This is a genomic window from Paraburkholderia phenoliruptrix, from assembly GCF_019511605.1.
Lineage (GTDB): Bacteria > Pseudomonadota > Gammaproteobacteria > Burkholderiales > Burkholderiaceae > Paraburkholderia > Paraburkholderia phenoliruptrix_A.
Genome location: NZ_JAEUAV010000007.1, coordinates 15,950 through 38,735 on the forward strand (window position 1 = coordinate 15,950; position 22,786 = coordinate 38,735).

Here is a 22,786-nt window from a genome sequence, read left to right on the forward strand (position 1 = left end):
CTCCTTGTTCCAAAGGTTACGGTGTTTTCATGCTAGCACGGCGATCGAGCGCCGGCAGAAGGGCCACCGCCAGGGTTACAACAGCGCGACGACCTCGTCGAGCGACGGCGCATGCGCGCCCGCATGCCGGCAGGCCGCCGCGCCGGCCGCCAGCGCGAATGCCAGATGCTCCGGCCAGGTGCGCTGCGGCGCGCTCATCAAACTGAACAGCAGGCCGCCGATGGACGCGTCGCCCGCGCCCACCGTGTCGACCACCTCGACGCGCGGCGGCTGCGCCTCGGTCGTCGTCGCACCGTCGATCAGGGAAGCCGTTTGCGGCCCGCGCGTGACCAGAATCGTCGCGGCGGGGTTCATCGAGCGCAGTTGCGCCAGTGCGCTTGCTTCGTCGTCCGTCTTGAAGAGCAGGCGCAGGTCCTCGTCCGATACCTTGATGAGGTCAGCGAGCGCGGCCATCTTGCGCAATGTGGGTTCGTAGCCGTGCTCCATCAGGTTGCGGTAGTTCGGATCGAAACTGATCTTCACGCCCTGCGAACGCAGCTTGGCGGCCAACGCGGCGAGGGTGTCGCCAAGCGGTTGACGCACGAGGCTGATGCAGCCGAAGTGCGCCCACTTCACCTGCTCCATCCAGCCGGCCGGCAGACGCGCCGGATCGAACGCGAGATCCGCGCCGTTCTCGCCCATGAAAAAGTAAGCCGGCGGATGCGTGCGATGAACGATTGCCAGCAAAGGCGGGCGCTCGACGCGCTGCATGAAGCGCATGTCGAGCCCGGCCGCGACGCTTGCGTCCCACAGCTCGTCGGAGAAATTGTCGACGCCCAGCGAGCCCGCGCACGCGGTCGGCAGGCCAAGCCGCGCCACGCAGCGCGCGACGTTCCAGCCGGCGCCGCCCGGCCGCGACAGCCATTGCGAAGCGCCGGTGCGCACGAGATCGGTGAGTATGTCGCCAGCCGAAACGAAGACGGGCAGTTCGTTGTTTGCGCTCATGGTGGTCATTTTGCGTGCTCCGCGGAAACGGCAGCGGCGGTCGCGCCGTCGGGCAGCGCATGCGCGAGCACCTCGTAGCATGCGCCCATGGTGTGATAGTCGGTCTTGCCGGCCGGGCTTTTTTCGTCGCTGTATTTGCGGTTGTCGCAGGTGAGAATGCGATACCACGCGCCGTATTTGTGATCGACGAAATGTGCCCAGCTATAGCGCCAGATCTCGTCGTACCAGTCCCAGAAACGTTCGTTGCCGGTGCGCTTGCCGAGCAGCGCGGCGGTCGCGAACGTCTCGGCCTGCACCCAGAAGTATTTGTCGTGATCGCACACGGTGCCGTCCGGGCCGAAGCCGTAGTAAAGGCCGCCGTGGTCTTCGTCCCACGCGTGGGCCATCGCGGCGTCGAACAGTTCGATCGCACGCGGCAAGAGCCACGGCAGCGGACGGTAGCGCTCGAGAATCAGCAGCAGCTTTGCCCATTCCGTTTGATGCCCTGGCTGAAAGCCCCACGGACGGAAAATATTCGAGCTGTCTTCCTCGTTGTAGTGCCAATCCACCGACCAGTCCGCGTGAAAGTGCTCCCACACGAGTCCTTGCGACAGCTTCGCCTGACGCAGCGTGATGTTCGACGCGACGCGCTCGGCACGATCAAGATAGACGAGGTGGCCCGTCGCCTCGTGCGCAGCAAGGAGCGCCTCGGTGGTGTGCATGTTGGCGTTCTGCCCGCGGTACGAACTCACGCGCCATTCGGGCGACGCTTCGTCGGCATAGAGGCCGGCGGCGGCGTCCCAGAAGCGGTGCTCCATCAATTCGAAGGTCGCGCCGATCATCGGCTTTGCTTCCTCGATGCCGGCCATCGCCGCATGCGAATACGCGAGCAGCACGAAGGCGAGGCCGTAACAGTGGCGCGTGCCGTCGAGCGTGCGCTTTCTGCCGTCGCGCCATTCGATTTCCCAGTCGTAGCCCTCGTGCTGCGCGTCCCAATGGGCGTCGCGCAAAAAGCGCAGACCGTGGCGCGCGTACTCCAGATGCATTGGGTCGCCGAACTGGCGATACGCCATCGCGTAGTTGAACACGTAGCGGCAACTGCTCACCAGGTGCCGGGTGGTGCGGTTGTAGACGGAGCCGTCGTCGCGGAAAAAGTGGAAGAAGCCGCCGCTCGGATCGAGCACGTTGGGCGCGTAAAAGCGCAGCGTGTCCTCGATATGCGAGAGCAGAAATTCGCGGCTGCGAAAACTGGCGACGGGTGGCACGGCAGGCGCGCCGTTGGCGGAGTGAGACGTGGCGGATTGCGTCATGGCGTTTTCACCAAAGTACTGGCACGGGCAATGAGATGAACGGGCAAGCGGACTTCCGTTTCGGCGGGCGCCTCTTCGAGCAGCAATTCGACGCCGCGCCGGCCGAGCGCTTCCTTGTCGACAGAAATGGTGGACAGCGGCGGCGTGGCATGCGCGGCGGCCGGAATGTCGTCGAAGCCGATGATGGCGATCTCCTCGGGCACGCGCACGCCGCGCGCGAAGCAGGCGCGCAGCGCCGCGAGCGCGGCGGCGTCGTTGTAGGCGAACACCGCGTCCGGGCGCGGGCCGGGCGCGTCGAGCAACTGCTGCATTGCGCGGGCGGCGCCCGTGTCGGGGTCGAGACCGGCGTCGATGGTCACTTCGAGCGACGGATCGAACAGCAGCCCCGCTTCGAAAAACGCGCGCCGGTAGCCGAGCGCGCGCTGCGCGATGCTGAAATGCGCCAGCGATCCGCCAATGAACGCGACCCGCTTGCGTCCCTGCTCGAACAGATGCCGCATGGCCAGCGCGGCGCCCGCGGCGTTGTCCAGATTCACCGAGCGCAGGCCGGGCGCCCACAGGTCGATCAGCACGAGCGGGCGCTGCATCTCGACGAGCGTGGCCAGCGTTTCCGGCTCGACGAAGCCGGCAATCGCAACCGCGTCGGGCGCGTGCAGACGCATCTGCTGAATCACGTCTTCAGTCGGGCCGGCGGTCAGCACGGAAGGCACGATGCCGCGCTCCCGGCACGCGTCTTCCACGCCATGCAGCACATGCGAGAAGAACGGGCTAACGGCGAAATTGTTGTGCTGCCGGTGCAGCAGGAAGGTCAGCCGGCGGATGCGCGGACGCAATTGCGCGGCGTCGTAGCCGAGTTCGCGCGCGGCCTCGACCACGCGCACGCGGGTTGCCTCCGAAAGGCCGGGCTGGTTCTTGAGGGCGCGGGAGACAGTGCCGATCGACACGCTCGCCGCGCGCGCAACGTCGCGGATGGTAATCGCCATCGAAGCAGGCGGCCGGGAAGCGCGACCGCGCGATGTTTGAGTCCGGCGATTGTATAGTAAAACGGTGCGAAAACTGCTCGAAAAAAGCGCGCCGTGCTTCGGTAAATACCCGTATGAATAGGATATTTCCGCCTTGCCTTTGTTTAGTAAAATTCACTAAACATGTGTTGCCACGGGCGCTTGCCGAAGTCTTTCCCGCGGTTTTTCAGTCGGCGGTCACCGCTCTTTCGGGCTGTCCGCGCAGCAAAGCCGCGCTTTCCTGCGCGTCGATCAGCACGAAGCCGCTCGGCTCCAGCTTTGCTCGCCGCTTGGCGAGCGCCGCGACCGTAGCCACCTCCTCGCTGTTGTAGAGCGGCGCGCCGTCGGCGGAATTCGGTTCGACGCGCACGCAGCCGATTGCCATTGTCACGAAGCCGAAGAAGGTCGGATTGCCGCGCCGGTCCTCGCCGTGGATGCCGCCCGCCAGACGGTCGGCCGGCGCGTAGAAGCGCTGCGCGCCTTCGTTGAACACGTGGATCGCGCGCAGCACGCGCTCGCGCCAGTCGTCGCTCTGAAACAGGATCAGAAAGTCGTCGCCGCCCACGTGACCGAGAAAATCGCGCATCGGGTCGCACACGTCGGCGAGCACGGCGGCGGCGAACTTCAGCACTTCGTCGCCTTGCCAGTAGCCGTACTGGTCGTTGAAGGGCTTGAAGTGGTTCAGGTCCACGTAGCACGCGTAAAAACCGGCGTGATTGCTGACCAGCCGCGCAATGTGAGAACTGATCGGAATGTTGCCGGGCAGGAAGGTGAGCGGGTTCGCGTAGCGCGCCGCTTCGATCCGCACTTCCGTCACTGCGCGCACCAGGTTTTCGCCGGTGCCGAGCCCGGCGTACTTGCCGTTTTCGGTGATCACGAAGCCGTCGGCGAGATAACGCTGATCGTCGCTGGCGAGGAGCTTGGCCATCTGCTCCACGGTCATGGATTTTTCGATCACCACCGGCGACGCGTTCGCAAACAGCAGGCACGGCCGTTTGCCGAACAGCTCGCGGTGATACGGCAGCGCGTAGCGGTCCATGAAGCTGCGGCGGTTGATGAGCGCGATGGGCTCGTCGTGCTCGACCACCGCCACCGCGTGCAGATCGGGCAGACGGTTGAAGAGTTCGAGCACGTCGTTATTGGTCGCGTGGCGCGGCAGCGCGGGCGCGTGCACGAGCATCTTTTCCGACGCCATGCCGCCCGACGGCGAGGCCGCGCCGAGCGTGCGCGTCGCCTCGGGAAACACGGCGATGTGGCCGGCGCGCAGCGCGTCGCGGGCGTCGTCGGTGACCTTGCGCGCGGGCTGCGCATGCGGGCGTCCGAAGAAAAAGCCTTGCCCGCAGCCGATTCCCATGTCGCGCACGACGATCAGATCCGCTTCGTTTTCGATGCCTTCGGCGACCAGCCGCGCGCCGCTCGCGCTCGCAAAGTGCTGCATCGCGCGTACGGCTTCGAACTTGAGCGGGTCGCAGGCAATGTCGTGAATGAAGAAGCGGTCGATCTTGACGACGTCCGGTTGCAGCCGCACCCACAGATTCATGCTGGCGTTCGCGGTGCCGTAGTCGTCGAGCGCGAACTGCGCGCCTGCGGTGCGCAGACAGGCGATGACAGGCAGGAATCCGCCCACGTCGGGAATCGTGCTTTGCTCCGTCAGCTCGATCACGAGGCGCTCCGGATCGAGGCCGCGCTGGCGCAACAGCGCGAGCGTGCCCTCGGGCGCCTCGGCCAGCCGCCGAAGCGCGCCCGCGCTGAAGTTGAGAAATAGCTTGCCGTCGTAGCCGAGCCGTGCGAACGCTTCAATGCAGGCGCGCGCAGCGGCCTGCTCGAGCTCGATCGTGCAGCCTTCGGCGAGCGCCTGCGAAAAGAGCGCGAACGGCGCCTCGAGCGACGTGCCGGCGGGACCGCGGATCAGACCTTCGTAGCCGAGAATCGCGCCGCCGTCGAAGTCGACGATGGGCTGGAACACGGCGGACAGCTCACGCCGGGCAATCAACTCCTGGATGCGCGGCGCGGCGGACCGGGAGGGCGAGCTAAGTTGCATGGCAGATAGGCGTAGCGATGGACCTTCGGCTTAACGACCTGCCCTGCGGACAATTAAGTGAACTTTTGGTGAAGCGTTGCACTGGCGCGGTGCGTGCAAGGCGCATCCAGGACTTTCCGGGAACTCGCCTATGCCATCCGGCTGAGGCGACAACCACGGCGTTTGCGCGTGAAATAACAAAAAGCCGCGCATGGCGGCTTTTCGAAAAACGACGCTCAGGGAGGGCGCTTATGAATGTCCTATTTGCATTGCACGCGTACTCAACGGCGGGCGACGGCCGCGGCCGCCCGCTCGCGCGAAGCGGCGCGGGTCTCCCCGCTCAGGTCGCGAGCGCCCCAGCGCTGCGCGAGCGCGGCGCACACCATCAACTGGATCTGGTGGAACAGCATGAGCGGCAGCACGACCGCGCCCACCGCCTGCGAGGCGAAGATCACCTTGGCCATGGGCACGCCGGCAGCCAGACTTTTCTTCGAGCCACAGAAGATGATGGTGATCTGGTCCGCGCGGGAAAAACCGAGCCGCTTGCTCACGAATATGGTGACGGTCAGCGCCAGCGCGAGCAGCACCACGCTGATGAGCAGCACGCCGCCCAGCGCGGAGAGCGGAATCTGATGCCACAGGCCTTCGGTAACCGATTCGCTGAAGGCGCCGTACACCACCAGCAGGATCGAGCCCTGGTCGACGAACTTCAGCACGCCGCGGTGCCGCTCGATCCATTTGCCGATCAGCGGGCGCAACAGTTGCCCGGCCACGAACGGCACCAGCAGTTGCAGCACGATATTGCCCACGGTGTGCCAGGGCGAGCTGCCGCCCGCGGCCTGGTTTGTGACGAGCACGCTGACGAGCGCCGGCGTGACGAAAATGCCGAGCAGGCTGGACGCCGACGCGCTGCAAACGGCAGCCGGCACGTTGCCTTTGGCAATGGAGGTGAACGCGATAGAGGACTGAACCGTAGAAGGCAGCGTGCAGAGGAAGAGGATCCCGCCGTAGAGCGCCGGCGTGACAAGTGGCGAAAGGAGCGGTTTAAGCGCGAGGCCGAGCAGCGGAAACAGCGCGAACGTGCTGAGCAGTACGACTATATGCAGACGCCAGTGCGTCGCGCCCGCAATGATCGCTTCCCGCGAAAGCTTCGCGCCGTGTAGGAAAAACAGCAGGCCGACCGCCACGTTCGTCACCCAGTCGAACCCGACGGCGGCCTGCCCGCGCACCGGCAACAGGCTGGCGAGTATCACGGTGCCGACCAGGCACAGAGTGAAGTTGTCGGGAAGCAGTTTCGGGCGGGCCATGTCGAATTCTCGAAATCGGTGATGCGGGACTGTACGCAAGGCGCGTGCGCGAAGCGTGGCGTGTCCGGGTCAGGGAAAACCAGCATTGTCGTGCGAAAGCGATTGAAGAGGCAAATTCATTTGATGACTCGATTGATGAGTCATTCGCATTGCGCCTGAAGGTTAGGAGAAGTTGGGTCTGGCATGGCTGGCTCTGCCGGTGGTCCTTCTCGTGATTCCAAGGTGCAGCGTGGATGATTCGCCGCAAAGGAGGTCATGCCCTAGCGAAATCCATTTTTTGCACGCGTTATGCGAATTGACGCGAGCCCGCACACAACGCCATCAGTCCGTTTGTGCAAGGGTTATGTCGTAGAAAAACGTCGCAGTAACAAGGTGTTACAAGAGCGGCTGAGGTCTAACACTTTTTGGCTCGACACCCTTTGCCGGCAACCATAAATTAGCCGTTCAAAGGCCGTCGGGAATGCCCGCGCCGCGGCATGTTCGCAGCGTTCGCGCCAGTCCCTCAACAAGCCCGCCGCAGCTCGAACGGCGCGCTTCAGGCAAGTCTTCGGGCATGTGAGTCACTGGTGGACGGGTTGTCGAGAACGAAGCATTGGCCGTGGAGCGCGCTGATTATCGCGTTGTGCTCGTTCGCCTATGCGAAGGGGCCCGGCACGCCACACGGCGGCGCCAGCTTCCGTGTGGACGGCTACGGCCACGGCAACTACGTGAACCGCGATGTGGGCCGCGGCTTCGCTCAGCCCAACGCGGCACCGTCCAACATTCGCCGCGTTGCAGGGCCGGGTGCCTATCCCGGCGAAGGCCGTGGCGGCATACCGTATCCAGGCGTAATCACGCCGGTCAGCGCAGAGTCGCGGCCCGGGCAACGGCCGCAATCCAATGCGCCGGTTCGCTCCGGCTCGATCCGGGCCGATGTCGCGCGCTACAACGAAGAGCGCAGTTCGATCCGCGCCATTCAGCGCCAGGCCGACGACGGCCGCCCACCCGAAGGTTCCCCTTACCGCAACTAGGCGCACCTCGCCGCCTTCCTTTCGCGTCTTGCCGCGCAGGGCGTCGGCCCGTGCCGGCCGAGGCTACAGACCTGAGTCTGCTTATCACGCGTTTCGCCGCGTAGCCTTTCAATTTGCTTCACTCCAGCTTTACGCCCAGGTTCTCCGAAGCAAAGCGTCGAAAATCCCGTCCTCGAATTGACGTATCGACGCCACACATTTTTGAAAACACTCGGCAGCAAGCCGCCTCCCGTCGTCAAATCTTGGCGTTTATGTGGCGGCGCGTCATCGGCATGTCATCTGAAGCGTTATCAGCGGCTGGCGCAGCGCGCGCGCCGCTGCGCGCGGGCCGGAGCGGGCCGCCGGCAACCGTGAGTGCCGCATCTGAAGCTGCGTTAGCAGGCCGATAAACGACAAAACTAATCAGACCGATATACCCGCAATAACCAGCCATATTTTTGTTTATAAAAATGGTCCGCAAAGATGGTCCCGCCCAGATTGGCTCGACGATCAGGCGGATAACAACATTGGTCGGCGCGAGCTCGCCCTTTCGCACAGCCACACCTTTTGACAAAGACTGGAGAATTCATGAGAACAAACATCAGCCGTGTGCTGAACACAACCCTCAAGGTCACCGCATGCGCGGCGTTGCTGGCCGGCGCATCGTCTGCGTTTGCGCAATCGAGCGTGCAGTTGTACGGCCAGGTCGACGAATGGGTCGGCGCGCAGAAATTCCCGGGCGGCAAGACCGCCGTGCAGGTGTCAGGCGGCGGGATGTCCACGTCGTACTGGGGCTTGAAGGGCGCTGAGGACCTCGGCAACGGCTACAAGGCGATCTTTACTCTGGAAGGCTTTTTCCGCGCGCAGAACGGCCAGTACGGCCGCTTCACCGGCGACACGACGTTCTCGCGCAATGCGTACGTCGGCATTGAATCGCCATACGGCACGGTCACGGCAGGACGCCTGACCACGCACCTGTTCGTGTCGACGATTCTGTTCAATCCGTTCATCGACTCGTACGTCTTTTCGCCGATGGTCTACCACGTGTATCTCGGCCTCGGCACCTTCCCCACGTATTCGACCGATCAGGGCGTGACCGGCGACTCCGGCTGGAACAACGCGGTGCAGTATCAGTCGCCGAACTTCAACGGCCTGTCGGCGAGCGCCATGTACGCGCTTGGCAACACCACGCAGAACGGCGCGAAGAAGTGGAGCGGCCAGGTGCTGTATTTCCACGGCCCATTCGCGGCGACCGCGGTCTACCAGTATGTGAATTTCAACAATACGCCGGGCGACCTCGGCAGCTTCGATTCGTCGGGCGTGCCGGGCCTGAAGGCGCAAAGCGTCGCGCAACTCGGCGTTTCCTACGACCTCAAGTACGTGAAGCTGTTCGGCCAGTACATGTACACGCACAACGACCAGACGCTGACGAGCTGGCACGTGAACACCGCGCAAGGCGGCGTCTCGGTGCCGTTCGGCCCCGGCACGGTCATGGCCTCGTATGCGTACTCGCGCGACGGCGGCGGTTTCGACCAGACACGGCAGACCGCCGCCGTCGGCTACGACTATCCGCTCTCCAAGCGCACGGACATCTACGCGGCCTACCTGTACGACCACATCAGCAATCAGTCGAGCGGCAACACATACGGCGTGGGCCTGCGCGCGAAGTTCTAGGCGCCGTCGTTCTCTCCGCCCCGGCGAACACAGCGCGCGGCCCCTGCCGTGCGCTGTGTCGGGCCCCAGGCGTCACAAAAGCCCGCTTCCTTTGGAACGCGGGCTTTTGTTTTTCCGGCTCGCGCCACGTGGTCCTTTACTCACTCACTCTTGATAAAGCGGGCAAAATGGCGCCGATTGATTCCTTGAGCGAGCGATTCAGATGGACACCCTCGTCAGCATGAAAGTGTTCCGGCAGGTGGTCGAAGTGGGCAGCTTCGTCGGCGCGGCAGAGCGCATGGAAATGTCCGCGGCAATGGCAAGCAAGCATGTGATGCATCTCGAGCAGCAGCTAGGCGCCCGTTTGCTCAATCGCACGACGCGCCGCGTGGCGCCCACCGAGGCGGGCCGCGAATACTACGAGCGCCTGAGTCAGGTGCTCACCGAACTCGAGGAAGCGGAGCAGGTGGTCGGTGCGGCGAGCGTGGTGCCGCAAGGGCGCTTGCGAGTCTCGTCGCTCTCGGCATTTGGCCTGAGCCACGTGATGGCGGCCGTCGCCGATTACGCCGCGCAGTATCCGCAGGTCACCGTCGACATTACCTTGTCGGACCGTGTGGTCGAGCTGATCGACGAAGGCTTCGATGTCGCGATCCGCGCTTCGCCGAGCGGCTTGAAGTCGTCGTCGCTGATCGCGCGGCCCATTGCGATGGCGCATCTGGTTCTCTGCGCGTCGCCCGCTTATCTGCGCCGGCGCGGCATACCCAAGACCGCCGCCGACCTCGCGCGTCACAACTTTCTGCAGTACGCGGGCGTGTCGGCGCTCGACGTCATGCAGAGCACTGGGGAGGCTGCGCGCGTGCGGCTGTCCGGCAATCTGATCGTCAACCACCTGGAGGCGCAGCGCGTGATGGTGCTGCACGGCGCGGGCATCGCGCTGCTGGGCACGGAGGTGATCGGCGCGGACCTGGCCGAAGGGCGTCTCGTGCCGCTGCTCGTGGACGAAATGCCACCGCGCGAGCTGCCGATTCATGTCGTCTACGCGAGCCGCCGCCATCTGTCCGCGAAGGTTCGCTCGTTCGTGGATTTTCTGGCCGAGCGCTTCGCGAATGAATCGCTGTGGCCGTCGCTCGAACAGATCAGGGCGCTCGCCGGCGCGCCGTTGGCTCGCTGACTCGGGCGAGGCGGCTCGTTGGTGGGCTCGCTAATTGATTCCCTAAGCGGCTCACCAAGCGGCTCACCAGGCATCTGACTCAGCGGTTCCCCGATTCACGCGCCAGCCCTCAGGCGCTCGCACCCCGTTTCGCTATACTGGTTGCCAGCACCCGCACACGCCAACAGCGTAACGATCTGGGGGAGACATGACCGATCTGTCCACGCCGCAGCGCGCCGCCAGCCACGAGCTGCCCGCCGGCCGGCGCCTGCGTTTCGTCACTGCCGCAGCCTTGTTCGACGGCCATGACGCGTCCATCAACATCATGCGGCGCATCCTCCAGGCAAGCGGGGTGGAGGTCATTCACCTGGGCCACAACCGTTCCGTGGATGAAGTCGCGACCGCCGCGCTTCAGGAAGACGCCGACGGCGTCGCCGTCTCCAGCTACCAGGGCGGCCATAACGAATACTTCCGCTATCTGGTCGATTTGCTGCGGGCGCGCGGCGGCGAGCGCATCAAGGTGTTCGGCGGCGGCGGTGGCGTGATCGTCCCCGAGGAAATCGTCGCGCTCGAAAAGTACGGCGTCGAAAAGATCTACTCGCCGCACGACGGCCAGCGGCTGGGCCTGCAGGGCATGATCGACGACATGATCGGTCGATGCGCCGCGCTCGCGCGCGAAAGCGCGGCGGCGCGAGCGGGCTCGCTGGGCGAGGGCGGAGGGCCTCACGCGGCCGGTTCGCCTCCCACGGACGCTAACCCTCACACCGTCAGCGAGCCTCACGCGGTCAACGCGCCCCTCACGTCCGGCGTAACGCCCACTGTCCACACTCCCGACCCGATCGCCGAATGGATCGACGACTTGATCGCGGGCTCGGTATCGCACGGCCTTTCCTCCACACAAGCGCGCACGGAAGACAAGAACCAGGCAACATTCCGCCGCCTCGCGCAACTCATCAGCGCATTCGAAACCGGCGGCATCGGCGCGGCGAAGCGCGACAAGCTCGCGGCTCGGGCGCAGGCCGCGCGGATTCCCGTGCTCGGCATTACCGGCACCGGAGGCGCCGGCAAGTCGTCGCTAACCGACGAACTGATCCGCCGCTTCCGGCTCGACTACGGCGACGCGCTCACCATTGCCGTGCTCGCCGTCGACCCGTCGCGCCGCAAGTCCGGCGGCGCGCTGCTGGGCGATCGCATCCGCATGAACGCAATCGGCGATTGGGGCGGCGGCGCGCGTGTCTACATGCGCTCCATGGCGACGCGCGAGGCGTCGAGCGAGATATCCAACGCGCTGCCCGACGCGCTGATGTTGTGCAAGGCGGCGGGCTTCGATCTGATCGTCGTCGAAACGTCCGGCATTGGCCAGGGCGACGCGGCAATCGTGCCGTTCGTCAACGAGTCGCTCTACGTAATGACGCCCGAGTTCGGCGCCGCGAGTCAGTTGGAGAAGATCGACATGCTCGACTTCGCCGACTTCGTCGCGATCAACAAGTTCGATCGCAAGGGCGCCGCCGACGCGCTGCGCGACGTCGCGAAGCAGGTTCAGCGCAATCGCGGCGATTTCTCGACGTCGCCCGACGCAATGCCGGTGTTCGGCACGATCGCCTCGCGTTTCAACGACGACGGCGTGAGCGCGCTCTACCGGCATCTCGCCAACGCACTGCGCAGGCACGGCTTGCGTGAGGGCGGCGGTCGGCTGTCCGTGCCCGCAGACGTGCGGTTTTCGAGCGGCAGCCACGCAATCGTGCCGCCGCCGCGCGTGCGCTACCTCGCGGAGATTGCGCAGACGGTCCATGCGTATCGCGAGCGCGCCGAGGCACAGGCGCGGATTGCGCGCGAACGTTGGCAACTCGCCGAGGCGCGACGAATGCTTGGCGAAGCGGGCGCCACACAACCCGAGACCGCTAGCGACGCATCCTCAACCCGGCTCGACGCGCTGATCGAGCAGCGCACCGCTGCGTTGGGCGAGCGCGAACGCAAACTGCTCGACGCCTGGCCGCAAACCGTAGCGGCCTATTCCGGCGACGAACACGTGGTCCGCATTCGCGAGCGTGAAATTCGCACGGCGCTTGCCGTCACAACTTTGTCCGGTACGCAGATACGCAAAGTCGCACTGCCGAAGTTCAGCGACCACGGCGAAATTCTGCGCTGGCTCATGCTGGAGAATCTGCCGGGCTATTTTCCGTTTACGGCCGGCGTATTCCCGTTTCGTCGCGAGAACGAAGACCCGACGCGCATGTTCGCGGGTGAGGGCGATCCGTCGCGCACCAACCGGCGTTTCAAGTTGCTGTCCGAAGGAATGCCAGCCAAGCGTCTTTCCACCGCCTTCGATTCGGTCACGCTGTACGGCGAGGAGCCGCACGAGAGGCCGGACATCTACGGCAAGGTGGGTAACTCGGGCGTGTCGGTGGCGACGCTCGACGACATGCACGCGCTTTACGACGGCTTCGACCTGTGCGCGCCGGAAACCTCGGTTTCAATGACGATCAACGGCCCGGCGCCGACCATTCTCGCAATGTTCTTCAACGTTGCGATCGACCAGCAGATCGCGCGCAGGGCGCAGCAACTCGGCCGTGAACTGAGCGACGACGAGCGTGCCGCCACGCGCCGCAGCGCATTGGAAAACGTGCGCGGCACCGTGCAGGCCGACATTCTCAAAGAAGACCAAGGCCAGAACACCTGCATCTTTTCGACGGAGTTCAGCCTGAAAGTGATGGGCGATATCCAGGCCTATTTCGTCGAACACGGGGTGCGCAATTTCTATTCGGTGTCGATTTCCGGCTATCACATTGCGGAGGCCGGCGCGAACCCGATCTCGCAACTCGCCTATACGCTTGCCAACGGCTTCACATATGTGGAGGCCTATCTGGCGCGCGGCATGTCGATCGACGACTTTGCGCCGAACCTGTCGTTCTTTTTCTCAAACGGCATGGACCCGGAATACACGGTGCTTGGCCGTGTGGCGCGGCGCATCTGGGCGATCGCAATGCGGGAGCGCTACGGCGCGAACGAGCGCAGCCAGAAGCTCAAGTATCACGTGCAGACGTCAGGCCGCAGCCTGCATGCGCAGGAGATCGACTTCAACGATATTCGCACCACGCTGCAAGCGTTGATTGCCATTTACGACAACTGCAACTCGCTGCACACGAACGCGTTCGACGAGGCGATCACGACGCCCACCGAGGAGTCGGTGCGCCGCGCGGTCGCGATCCAGTTGATCATCAATCGCGAATGGGGGCTCGCGAAAAATCAGAATCCGAATCAGGGCAGCTTCGTGATAGACGAGCTGACCGATCTTGTCGAAGAAGCGGTGCTTGCCGAGTTCGACCGGCTGACCGAGCGCGGCGGCGTGCTCGGCGCGATGGAGACCGGTTATCAGCGCGGGCGCATTCAGGATGAGTCGATGTTGTACGAACATCGCAAGCATGACGGCTCATATCCGATTGTGGGCGTGAACACGTTCCTGAGCGCGCATCCGCACGAAGCGCCGCAGCCGATCGCGCTTGCCCGTTCCACGGATGAAGAAAAGCAGAGTCAGCTAGCGCGCCTGCGCGATTTTCAGGCGCGGCATCGCGAGGCGGCGCCTGCGGCGCTCGAGCGTTTGAAGCGCGCCGTGATGGACGACGAAAACGTGTTCGCCGTGCTGATGGATGTGGTGCGCGTGTGCTCGCTCGGGCAGATCACGCATGCGCTGTTCGAAGTGGGCGGGCAGTATCGGCGGAATATGTAGGCGGGTGACGCGGGAGGCTGGCGGCAGTGCTGGTTGGCGGAGTGGCGATTCGCCTCGGGTTTCTGCGTTGCTGCTGGTTCGCACTGTCGCCTTCGGATCGGGCCTTTGCGTCGGGCCTTCACGTCGGGCCTTCGCATAAGGCCTTCACATAAGGCCTTCGCGTCCGGCCTTCACATCCAGCCTGCCCATCCACCCTTCGCCGCCTTTCAACGCCCGATGCCCAGCCGCGCCTTCGCGTCGTCGTACTCCTTCTTCAAACGCGCGACGAGTTCGCTCACGCTCGGCACGTCGTCCATCAGGCCCACGCCTTGGCCCGCGCCCCAGATGTCTTTCCACGCTTTGGCCTTCTCGTTGGCAAAGTTCATCTTGCTCTTGTCCGATTCCGGCAGCGCGTCCGGATCGAGCCCGGCGTTGACGATGCTCTCGCGAATATAGTTGCCGTGCACGCCGGTAAACAGGTTCGTGTAGATGATGTCCGCCGCGCTCGAATTGACGATGGCCTGCTTGTAGCTCTCCACCGCGTGCGCCTCCTTGGTCGCGATAAAGCGCGTGCCCATGTACGCCAGATCGGCGCCCATTGCCTGTGCGGCGAGAATCGAGCCGCCGTTGGCAATCGCGCCGGATAGCACAATGGGGCCGTCGAAGATGCGCCGCACTTCGCCCACCAGCGCAAACGGCGAAGTCGTGCCCGCGTGACCGCCGGCGCCCGAGGCCACGAGGATCAAGCCGTCGACGCCTGCTTCGAGCGCCTTCTGCGCGTGACGCAGATTGATCACGTCATGCAGCACGATGCCACCGTAGCTGTGCACTGCATCCACGATCTCACGCGCCGGCGCACGCAGGCTCGTGATGAAAATCGGCACCTTGTGCTCGACGCACACGCGCACGTCGTGTTCCAGCCGTGTGTTCGATTGATGAACGATCTGGTTCACGGCGATGGGCCCGACCCGCGCGCCGGGGTTCGCGGCCTTATGCTCGGCGAGCTGCGCCTGGATCTGCGTGAGCCATTCGTCGAGCAGTTCGGCGGGACGCGCGTTCAGCGCGGGGAACGAACCGACGATGCCGGCCTTGCACTGCGCCAACACCAGCTCGGGATAGCTGACAATGAACATTGGCGAGGCGACGACAGGCAGCGCCAGATTTTGCAGAACGGCGGGCAAAGCCATAGTGCGAGTCTCCTGATTGATGAGCCGTGCGCTGATGCCCACGGTTATTCGATGAGTGTAGCGGCGCGCGGCAGATGGCGTGCGCTGCGCGGCAGCAGTGCGATTTGCGCCGCGCAGAAGCCGGCAGCACGCAAATCAGCGGCCCAATCCAGCACTGGCACATGTATCACTGGGCGAAGCCGCAACAGCGCTCTCCAAAGGCAGCATCGCCGCGCGAATCTTTAAGAACGATCGTTCGATTATAGGCGAGGCGTGTGCGCTGCGTTCGCCGTAACGTTTAGAACGGTTGGAGGGAAGGTTCTACGCCTGGGTGGGCTATCCCACCGCGCGCGGACACATTGGCCTCTTACAATGCACGAACTCCAAACGACGAGAGACCCGCTCATGGCCTTCGAGAATTTCACGCCCTTTCACGTCGTCGCGGGCGATACGGATATCTTCGGAGTAAAGGGCGGAGCAGGGCCGCCGCTCCTGCTGCTGCACGGTCATCCGCAGTCGCATCTGATCTGGGCGCGCTGTGCGGCGCAACTGGCTGAGCATTTCACGGTCATTGCCACCGATCTGCGCGGCTATGGCGCATCGGGCAAACCAGCCAGCGACAGCGCGCATGCGCCCTATTCGAAACGCGCAATGGCAGCCGACCAGGTCGCGGTGATGCGCCACTTCGGCTTCGAGCGCTTTCTCGTCTGCGCGCACGACCGCGGCGCGCGCGTCGCGCATCGCATGGCGCTCGATCACGCCGACGCCGTCGAGCGTCTGATGCTGCTCGACATTGCGCCGACGCTCGCCATGTACGAAGCCACGGACCGCGCATTCGCCACGCATTACTTCCACTGGTTCTTCCTGATCCAGCCGGAGCCGCTGCCCGAAACGCTGATCGGTGCGAATCCGGCCGCATATGTGGATGCGGTAATGGGCAGCCGCCATGCGGGCCTTGCGCCGTTCGAGCCGGCTTCGCTCGCGGCGTATCGCGCGGCATTGGCGCAGCCCGGCGCGGTCCACGCAATGTGCGAGGACTATCGCGCGTCGGCGAGCATCGACCTCGAGCACGACCGCGCGGACATCGAACGCGGGCACAAGATTGCCTGTCCGTTGCGCGTGTTGTGGGGCGACAAAGGTGTGATCGAAAAGTGTTTCGACGCACTCGCCGAATGGCGCCTCGTGGCGCGCGACGTAAGCGGCCGTTCGCTGCCTTGCGGCCACTACATACCGGAGGAGGCGCCCGAGGAGCTGGTCGCCGAAATGCTGTCGTTCTTCCAGGCGATCGAACGGTAAGCGCGCTCGCTCACAGGACGAGCGCTGGACGAGCGCCTGGACGAGCGCCTAGGCGAGCGGCGGCAGGCGCCGCGCCACGGGTGTCGATTTGACGATTGCGGTGCTGGTCTCCGCGCGCTCTGTAACCTTCGAGAGAATTTCGTCGAGCTGCTCGATCGAATGCAGGTAGAGCCGGCAGATGAAGCAATCGTCGCCGGTGACCTTGTCGCATTCGACAAATTCCGGAATTCGCCGTATCACTTCCTCCACCAGGTGCAACTGCCCGGGCAGCGGCTTCACGCGCACGATGGCTTGCAGCGTGAAGCCGAGCGCGCGTGGGTCGAGCTGCACCGTGAAGCGCTCGATCACGCTTTGCGCCTCCAGCCTGCGGATGCGCTCGGCCGTGCTCGGCGCGGAGAGTCCGACGAGCCGCGCCAGTTCGCTGACCGGGCGGCGCGCGTCTTCGGCGAGTGCAACGATCAGCGCGCGGTCGGTTTCGTCGAGCGCGACGGGTGCGAGTGAAGTAAGGCGTTTTGACATGTCAGCCTTCGAATCTGAGGTGATGTGGGGCGATGACTTAATCTTATCCATGTTTTCGCGGCTTCGGATTAACTACACTGCTTGCCATGCAGTAATCAATTCGAGGATCGGATCATGGCTTCAAACGAAATTCGCCGCGGTGCCGCGGAGATGACCATGGCGATGCTGATGTCCGGCACGATCGGCTGGCTGGTCGTGTCGTCGCAGCAAAGCGCGTTCAATGTGGTCTTCTTTCGCTGCATTTTCGGTGGCGCGACGCTTGCGCTCGTGTGCGCGGTGCTCGGCCTTTTCAGACGCCAGCTCTTTTCGTGGAAGATGCTCGGCCTCGCCCTTCTCGGCGGCGCGGCAATCGTCGCGAACTGGGTCTTGCTGTTCGCCGCGTATTCGCGTGCGTCCATCTCGATGGCGACTGCCGTCTACAACACGCAGCCCTTCATGCTGGTGGCGCTCGGCGCGCTCGTGTTTCGCGAGCGGATCAGCGCATCCACGGTGGCGTGGCTGCTGCTTGCGTTCGTCGGCCTGGTGTTCGTCGTGAAAGTCGAGCCCGCGGTACTGGCAGTGCCGGGGCAGTATCTGGTCGGCATTGGCTATGCGGTCGGCGCGGCGGCCATGTATGCGGTGTCGTCCATCATCACCAAGCGTCTTAAGGGCACGCCGCCGCATCTGATTGCGCTGATTCAGGTGTCGCTCGGCGTGGTAATGCTCGCACCGCTAGTGCGTTTCGATGCGCTGCCGGCCACCGGCGTGCAATGGCTCGAACTGATCGTGCTGGGCGTCGTGAATACCGGCCTTATGTATGTGCTGCTGTACGGTGCGATTCAGAAACTGCCGACTTCAATGACCGGCGCCCTGTCTTTCATCTATCCGGTGGTCGCGATCATTGTCGACCGGATCGCGTTTGGACAGACGCTCGCGTGGATCCAGGTGCTGGGCGCAGTGCTGATTCTGCTCGCTGCCGCTGGCGTCAATCTCGGCTGGCGAATCGTGCCGCAAAGGCGCGTGCCGACGCTCTGAAAGCACTCAGCAGAATCTTACCGACGCAATGCTACGGATTGCAAAGCAAACCGCGTATGTTCATATCAGCGGAGCAATGAACCCGCGGCGGTGTTGCGCCAACCGGGGTTTGGTCGCCTCGCGTGTAGGCGGGCTTACAGCTGCCGTCAAGCATCTGTAGGGAAATCACCAATGCGGTCGAAAATCGCGCGCGCGTATCATTCAACAAGACGCTGATCACGTCCGACAGCAATTGCGCCGCTCGCCTTAACGGGTTGAGCGGCTTTCTTTTTGCAGTAGCGCTTTCGCGGCTTTTTTCCCTTGCCTCCTGCGCTGTACGCCCGTTCAGGCTGCTATTGCTCAGACGCGTGTACGGTTGCTCGGGCAACGATCTGCTCGCCCTCCACCTTGAGAGGCCCATTTCCTGCGGCCAGTTCTTCAACAAGTGCTTTCATAAGCGTGGGCCACTCGCTTCGCGGTTTCAGCATGGAGGCCGCCGCACGCATGGCCGTTGCGTTGTCGAGCATGTGCAGCAGCGCCGCAAAGCTCATTGCGCGCACCTCGAGCAACTTGAAGACGATCAGCACCTTCAGCGCGTTCTTTGCATTGCGAGCGGGGTCGGCGCGCAGCCACGCGAGCCGCGAGGAAGCGCGTTGCAGCGCCTCTTCGACGTTTGCGAACGGCGCGCCGTGACCGGGAATCGCGAGGCGCACGTCGAGCGCCGCAATCGTTTCGAGCACCGCCTGCTGTTCCGCAAAGCCGCTCTCGCCCTCCAGCTCCGGGAAGATCACGCCAAAGCCGTTTTCCCACAACGCGTCGGCGCTGATCAGCAAACGTTCCGCCGCGCAGTACAGCATCAGCGAATGCGGATCGTGACCAGGCGCGCCGAGCACCTGCCAGTCGAGTGCGCCGAGGCGCAGGGTCGCGCCCGGCGTGAGGGTGCCAGTGAAGGCGAAGCGCTCGCAGGTCTGCCCGGTGGCCCGAAACGTGAGGCGCGCTTCGTCCCAGTCGCGCACGGCCTCGGCCTCCGACGCAGGAATCAGCGTGCGGCATGGCCACTTTGCCTGCAACAGCGCATTGCCGCCGCAGTGGTCCGAGTGCAGGTGCGTGTTGACGATCAGATCGAGCGGCCGCGCGCCAAGCGCCTGCTGCACGAGCGCACGCGTTTGATCAGCGTGCGTTGCATAGCCGGTATCGACGAGTGCAGCGCCCGTGTCGTCGACGAGCAGAACATTGTTCGAGGAGAGCCAGCCGCGCTCGAACACGCGCACGGACGCGGGCAAAGCGTTCATGACGTGGCGGCGCCGCTGCCGCAGCTGATATTGACGCCGGCGTCGACAGGCGTCCCCGCCTTCGGCATGACCAGAATGGTCGACGCGCCGACTACGGCAACTTCGCCGCGCTGATTCGTGACCGTGCCCTCGAGATGCGTGAGGTCGCCGTTCAGGCTCGGCTTCCAGTAAGCATCGCGCACACGCCAGCTCATGACGAGCGTGTCGCCCGCGTGCGCGGCCTTTTTCAGCTTGATGTCGAACTCGAGTCCGAGCGGTTGCGCATAGGTTGAAAAATGCGTGGCGAGCAGCGCCATGAAGTGCGCGGTAGGCTGCGTGCCGGATGCGATAAGACCGCCAAAGCGGCTTTGCGCGGCATACGCTTCGTCGTGATGCAGCGGGTTCAGGTCGTTGACGAGCGTGGCGAATGATTTCACGGAATCGACAGACAACGCGAGGGTCGCGCTAAAGGTCTCCCCAATCGTGACGATACGCGGCGGCGCGTTCATCGCTGCACCTTCGCCTGGCTTGCAACGAACTGTGCATGGCGCGAGTCGAGCGCGTCCCATACCGCGCGTTTTTCGTCGTCGTCGTAGAGCGACCAGCCGGCTATTTCGTCGATGGTGCGCAGGCACCCTTCGCACCAGCCGGTCGACGCGTCCATCCGGCACACGTTGATGCACGGCGAAGGCACACTGCCGCTTCTGGTCGCGTGGTGGTTCTCTGCTGTCATCGCGTCAGGCCGTTTCGCGCAGCGCCACGTCGACCACCGGCGCACCCGTCAGCGCGATCAATTCCTGCGCGGTCAGATTGAACACCGCGTGCGGATGGCCGGCCGCGGCCCACAGGCTGTCGAGCGCGAGCAGATCCTCGTCGATCAGCGTGACCGGTTCGACCGCATGGCCGACCGGACACACGCCGCCAATCGCATAGCCGGTTTTCTCGCGGACGAACTTCGCGTCCGCGCGGCCAATTTCGCCCACCTGTGCGGCGACCTTTTTTTCATCCACGCGATTGGCCCCGCTCGCGACCACCAGCACCGGCGCGTCGTCTTCGCGGCGGCGAAACAGGATCGACTTGGCGATCTGCGCGACGGAGCAGCCGAGGCCGGCGGCGGCTTCGGCGGAAGTCTTGCCGGTTTCCGGCAGCATCACGATGCGGCCCGCGTGACCGCGTTCGCGCAGCAGCAGTGCGACGCGTCGAGCGGAATCGGGCAACGCGGTGAGGTCGTCGGAGTCGAGAAAAGCATGGTCCGTCATCGTTTCAAGTCCTGTTGGTTGGTCAGCCTGGTTCGGAGTGTTCACACGCAGTTGGCCGCCTCGCTGCGCGCCTTTGCAAGCAACGCCTTGCCCGCGCGCGACACGTTCGGCCGGCCTATCGCCGTCGAGATGAAATCGCCGATGGCGACGACCTGCGCGAGGTCGATACCGGTTTGAATGCCGAGGCCGTTCATCAGGTACAGCACGTCTTCGGTCGCGACATTGCCGGTTGCGCCCTTCGCGTACGGACAGCCGCCGAGCCCCGCCACCGACGCGTGATAGATCTCGATGCCTTCCTGCAAAGCGGCATAAATGTTCGCGAGCGCCTGGCCGTAGGTGTCGTGAAAGTGCCCGGAGAGCCGCTCACGCGGAAACACGCGGGTCACTGCCTCGAATATTTCGCGCGTGCGTTTGGGCGTGCCCACGCCGATCGTATCCGCGATGTCGATCTCGTCGCAGCCGAGCGCCGCGAAGCGCTGCACCACGTCGACCACCGACGCAACCGGCACCTCGCCCTGATACGGGCAGCCGAGCGCGCACGAAACGCTGCCGCGCATGCGCAGACCATGCTGTTTGGCCGCCTGTGCGACCGGCGTGAACCGTTCGATGCTTTCCGCGATGCTGCAATTGATGTTCTTCTGCGAGAACGCTTCGCTCGCCGCGCCGAAGATCACGATTTCGTCGGCGCGTGCGGCCAGCGCGGCTTCGAAGCCGCGCAGATTCGGCGTCAGCACCGAATAGAGCGTGCCGGGGCGGCGCTCGATGCCGGCCATCACGTCGGCGCCGTCGGCCATTTGCGGCACCCACTTCGGCGACACGAACGACGCGGCCTCGACGTTGCGAAAACCCGCTGCGGAGAGCTGGTTGATCAACTCCACCTTGGTTGCGGTAGGGACGAAATCCTTTTCGTTTTGCAGGCCGTCACGCGGGCCGACTTCGACGATCTTCACTTGCTGCGGTACGTTCATGTTGTGTCTCCTCTAGGTGATCCACGCAACCAACCTGCGGCAGCGGTGCGCCTGAAAATAGGGTCAACGCCGGTCAATATCCGCGCTCGATACTCACGACACCGCTGACGGCTTCGCCGCGTTCGAGCGCGAGCAGCTTCTGCGCGATCTGTGCGACGCTTTCTTCACGCAACGTGAGCGCCGACACGTGCGGCGTGATCGCGATGCGCGGCTCCTGCCAGAACGGATGATCTGGTGGCAGCGGCTCGTGCTGGAATACGTCGAGCGTGGCGGCGGCGATTTGACCGCTCGCGAGCGCGTCGAGCAGATCGGCTTCCACGAGATGCGCGCCGCGCGCCACGTTAATCAGATACGCGCCGCGCGCGAGCTTCGAAAAGGTGCGGGCGTTCAGCACGTTCGCGGTATCCGGCGTATGCGGCAGCAGGTTGACGAGTACTTTCAGGCCGTCGAGAAACGCGTCGAACCCGGCTTGCCCGGCAAAGGTGGCGATGCCTTCCACCTGCTTCACGCTGCGGCTATAACCGCGCACCGGCATGCCGAGTGCCGCGACCGATTGCGCGACATGTGCGCCGAGCACGCCGAGGCCTAGCACGCCGACGGTGAAGGTCTCACGCGGATGCGGGTCGAGTACCTGCCAGCGGCGCTCGCGCTGCAAGGTCTGATATTCGTCGAAGCGGCGCAGATAACGCAGCACGGCGTGCATCACGTACTCGGCCATTTGCGGCGCCATGCCGGTGTCTTCGAGGCGAATCAACTGTGCGTTGCGCGGCAGGCTGCCGGGATGCTCGCGCTCCAGCGCGAGGATCGCGTCGACGCCCGCACCGAGATTGAAGATCGCACGCAAATTGGCGCGCCCGGCCAGCAACTCGCGCGGCGGACGCCACACCACAGCGAAATCGGCGGGCGCCGTGTCGCCGGGCCGCCACTCGCGCAGTTCGGCTTGGGGCAGCACGCGGGCGAAGTCGCGCAGCCAGAGTGCGGCTTCATTATTCGGCATATAGAAGAGAATCTTCATGCGGCGGCTCCGTTGTGTGAGGACCGGCTCGCGTTCGCGCCGCATGCGAAACGCACGCGGCAACGCGGCTGCGAAGCTGGCGACGGCTGAGGCGCGGCGCGCGACGCACAAGGCATGAGGGCTCCTCCTTTTATGGGTAGGCTTCATTCTACTTTTTCGTCGACGATTCCGCGCGATTGCGCACGACCGTGCGCCGCGGC

The 22,786-nt window shown here is 64.3% G+C and carries 20 protein-coding genes; 6 read left to right on the top strand and 14 right to left on the bottom strand.

All coding sequences use genetic code 11. From position 1 onward, the window contains the following. Window positions 1-75 precede the first annotated feature (75 nt). From JNB89_RS11755 to JNB89_RS11775, 5 genes are all read right to left on the bottom strand, one after another. A complete protein-coding gene (locus JNB89_RS11755) occupies window positions 76-993 on the bottom strand; it encodes a carbohydrate kinase family protein (protein WP_013337815.1) in 918 nt (305 codons plus the stop codon). Continuing rightward, on the bottom strand, window positions 990-2,273 hold the full coding sequence (locus tag JNB89_RS11760; protein WP_220362302.1) for an AGE family epimerase/isomerase: 1,284 nt from the start codon (window positions 2,271-2,273) through the stop codon (window positions 990-992). The genes JNB89_RS11755 and JNB89_RS11760 overlap by 4 nt, the downstream gene beginning before the upstream one ends. Continuing rightward, window positions 2,270-3,256: a LacI family DNA-binding transcriptional regulator gene (locus JNB89_RS11765; RefSeq protein ID WP_027211628.1), complete on the bottom strand. Its 987-nt coding sequence runs from the start codon at window positions 3,254-3,256 to the stop codon at window positions 2,270-2,272. Before JNB89_RS11765 ends, JNB89_RS11760 begins: the two co-directional genes overlap by 4 nt. A gap of 205 nt (window positions 3,257-3,461) precedes the next feature. Then, window positions 3,462-5,315, bottom strand: a complete 1,854-nt coding sequence (locus JNB89_RS11770) for an EAL domain-containing protein (RefSeq protein WP_220362303.1) — start codon at window positions 5,313-5,315, stop codon at window positions 3,462-3,464. 260 nt (window positions 5,316-5,575) lie between these two features. Further along, window positions 5,576-6,601 carry a bile acid:sodium symporter family protein gene (locus tag JNB89_RS11775; RefSeq protein WP_013337819.1) on the bottom strand — a complete coding sequence of 342 codons (1,026 nt, stop codon included), beginning with the start codon at window positions 6,599-6,601 and terminating at the stop codon, window positions 5,576-5,578. Between the two features lie 566 nt (window positions 6,602-7,167). Here JNB89_RS11775 and JNB89_RS11780 point away from each other — a divergent pair. Further along, window positions 7,168-7,611, top strand: coding sequence for a hypothetical protein (locus JNB89_RS11780; RefSeq protein WP_041727732.1), 444 nt, complete (start codon window positions 7,168-7,170; stop codon window positions 7,609-7,611). A gap of 235 nt (window positions 7,612-7,846) precedes the next feature. On the opposite strand, the gene JNB89_RS11785 is transcribed toward JNB89_RS11780, so the two are convergent. Further along, a complete protein-coding gene (locus JNB89_RS11785; protein WP_220362304.1) occupies window positions 7,847-8,146 on the bottom strand; it encodes a hypothetical protein in 300 nt (99 codons plus the stop codon). A gap of 32 nt (window positions 8,147-8,178) precedes the next feature. On the opposite strand from JNB89_RS11785, the gene JNB89_RS11790 reads away from it, so the two are divergent. The 3 genes from JNB89_RS11790 to icmF all read left to right on the top strand — a co-directional run bounded on the left by JNB89_RS11790 (window position 8,179) and on the right by icmF (window position 14,120). Continuing rightward, entirely contained in the window at window positions 8,179-9,264 is a 1,086-nt protein-coding gene (locus JNB89_RS11790; RefSeq protein ID WP_220362305.1) for a porin, read from the top strand. A gap of 202 nt (window positions 9,265-9,466) precedes the next feature. Then, window positions 9,467-10,414, top strand: coding sequence for a LysR family transcriptional regulator (locus JNB89_RS11795; RefSeq protein ID WP_220362306.1), 948 nt, complete (start codon window positions 9,467-9,469; stop codon window positions 10,412-10,414). Between the two features lie 187 nt (window positions 10,415-10,601). Beyond that, window positions 10,602-14,120, top strand: a complete 3,519-nt coding sequence (icmF, locus tag JNB89_RS11800) for a fused isobutyryl-CoA mutase/GTPase IcmF (RefSeq protein ID WP_220362307.1) — start codon at window positions 10,602-10,604, stop codon at window positions 14,118-14,120. 206 nt (window positions 14,121-14,326) lie between these two features. On the opposite strand, the gene JNB89_RS11805 is transcribed toward icmF, so the two are convergent. Then, on the bottom strand, window positions 14,327-15,286 hold the full coding sequence (locus JNB89_RS11805; protein WP_135892395.1) for an NAD(P)H-dependent flavin oxidoreductase: 960 nt from the start codon (window positions 15,284-15,286) through the stop codon (window positions 14,327-14,329). A 384-nt stretch (window positions 15,287-15,670) separates the two neighbouring features. Here JNB89_RS11805 and JNB89_RS11810 point away from each other — a divergent pair, with 384 nt between their 5' ends. Beyond that, window positions 15,671-16,561 carry an alpha/beta fold hydrolase gene (locus tag JNB89_RS11810; RefSeq protein ID WP_220362308.1) on the top strand — a complete coding sequence of 297 codons (891 nt, stop codon included), beginning with the start codon at window positions 15,671-15,673 and terminating at the stop codon, window positions 16,559-16,561. 48 nt (window positions 16,562-16,609) lie between these two features. Here the strand turns inward: JNB89_RS11810 and JNB89_RS11815 are convergent, their stop codons facing one another. Beyond that, window positions 16,610-17,080, bottom strand: a complete 471-nt coding sequence (locus JNB89_RS11815; protein WP_220362309.1) for an Lrp/AsnC family transcriptional regulator — start codon at window positions 17,078-17,080, stop codon at window positions 16,610-16,612. 114 nt (window positions 17,081-17,194) lie between these two features. On the opposite strand from JNB89_RS11815, the gene JNB89_RS11820 reads away from it, so the two are divergent. After that, window positions 17,195-18,094: a DMT family transporter gene (locus tag JNB89_RS11820; RefSeq protein ID WP_220362310.1), complete on the top strand. Its 900-nt coding sequence runs from the start codon at window positions 17,195-17,197 to the stop codon at window positions 18,092-18,094. A gap of 332 nt (window positions 18,095-18,426) precedes the next feature. Here the strand turns inward: JNB89_RS11820 and JNB89_RS11825 are convergent, their stop codons facing one another. The 6 genes from JNB89_RS11825 to JNB89_RS11850 form a co-directional block, all read right to left on the bottom strand. Further along, window positions 18,427-19,365 carry an MBL fold metallo-hydrolase gene (locus JNB89_RS11825; protein WP_220362311.1) on the bottom strand — a complete coding sequence of 313 codons (939 nt, stop codon included), beginning with the start codon at window positions 19,363-19,365 and terminating at the stop codon, window positions 18,427-18,429. Beyond that, a complete protein-coding gene (locus JNB89_RS11830; RefSeq protein WP_220362312.1) occupies window positions 19,362-19,853 on the bottom strand; it encodes a MaoC family dehydratase in 492 nt (163 codons plus the stop codon). The genes JNB89_RS11825 and JNB89_RS11830 overlap by 4 nt, the downstream gene beginning before the upstream one ends. Beyond that, window positions 19,850-20,077 carry a DUF1289 domain-containing protein gene (locus tag JNB89_RS11835; protein ID WP_220362313.1) on the bottom strand — a complete coding sequence of 76 codons (228 nt, stop codon included), beginning with the start codon at window positions 20,075-20,077 and terminating at the stop codon, window positions 19,850-19,852. Before JNB89_RS11835 ends, JNB89_RS11830 begins: the two co-directional genes overlap by 4 nt. A gap of 4 nt (window positions 20,078-20,081) precedes the next feature. Next, window positions 20,082-20,603 carry a YbaK/EbsC family protein gene (locus tag JNB89_RS11840; RefSeq protein WP_027211614.1) on the bottom strand — a complete coding sequence of 174 codons (522 nt, stop codon included), beginning with the start codon at window positions 20,601-20,603 and terminating at the stop codon, window positions 20,082-20,084. A gap of 41 nt (window positions 20,604-20,644) precedes the next feature. After that, on the bottom strand, window positions 20,645-21,571 hold the full coding sequence (locus tag JNB89_RS11845) for a hydroxymethylglutaryl-CoA lyase (protein ID WP_220362314.1): 927 nt from the start codon (window positions 21,569-21,571) through the stop codon (window positions 20,645-20,647). A 73-nt stretch (window positions 21,572-21,644) separates the two neighbouring features. Then, on the bottom strand, window positions 21,645-22,586 hold the full coding sequence (locus tag JNB89_RS11850; protein ID WP_220362315.1) for a 2-hydroxyacid dehydrogenase: 942 nt from the start codon (window positions 22,584-22,586) through the stop codon (window positions 21,645-21,647). Window positions 22,587-22,786 lie beyond the last annotated feature (200 nt).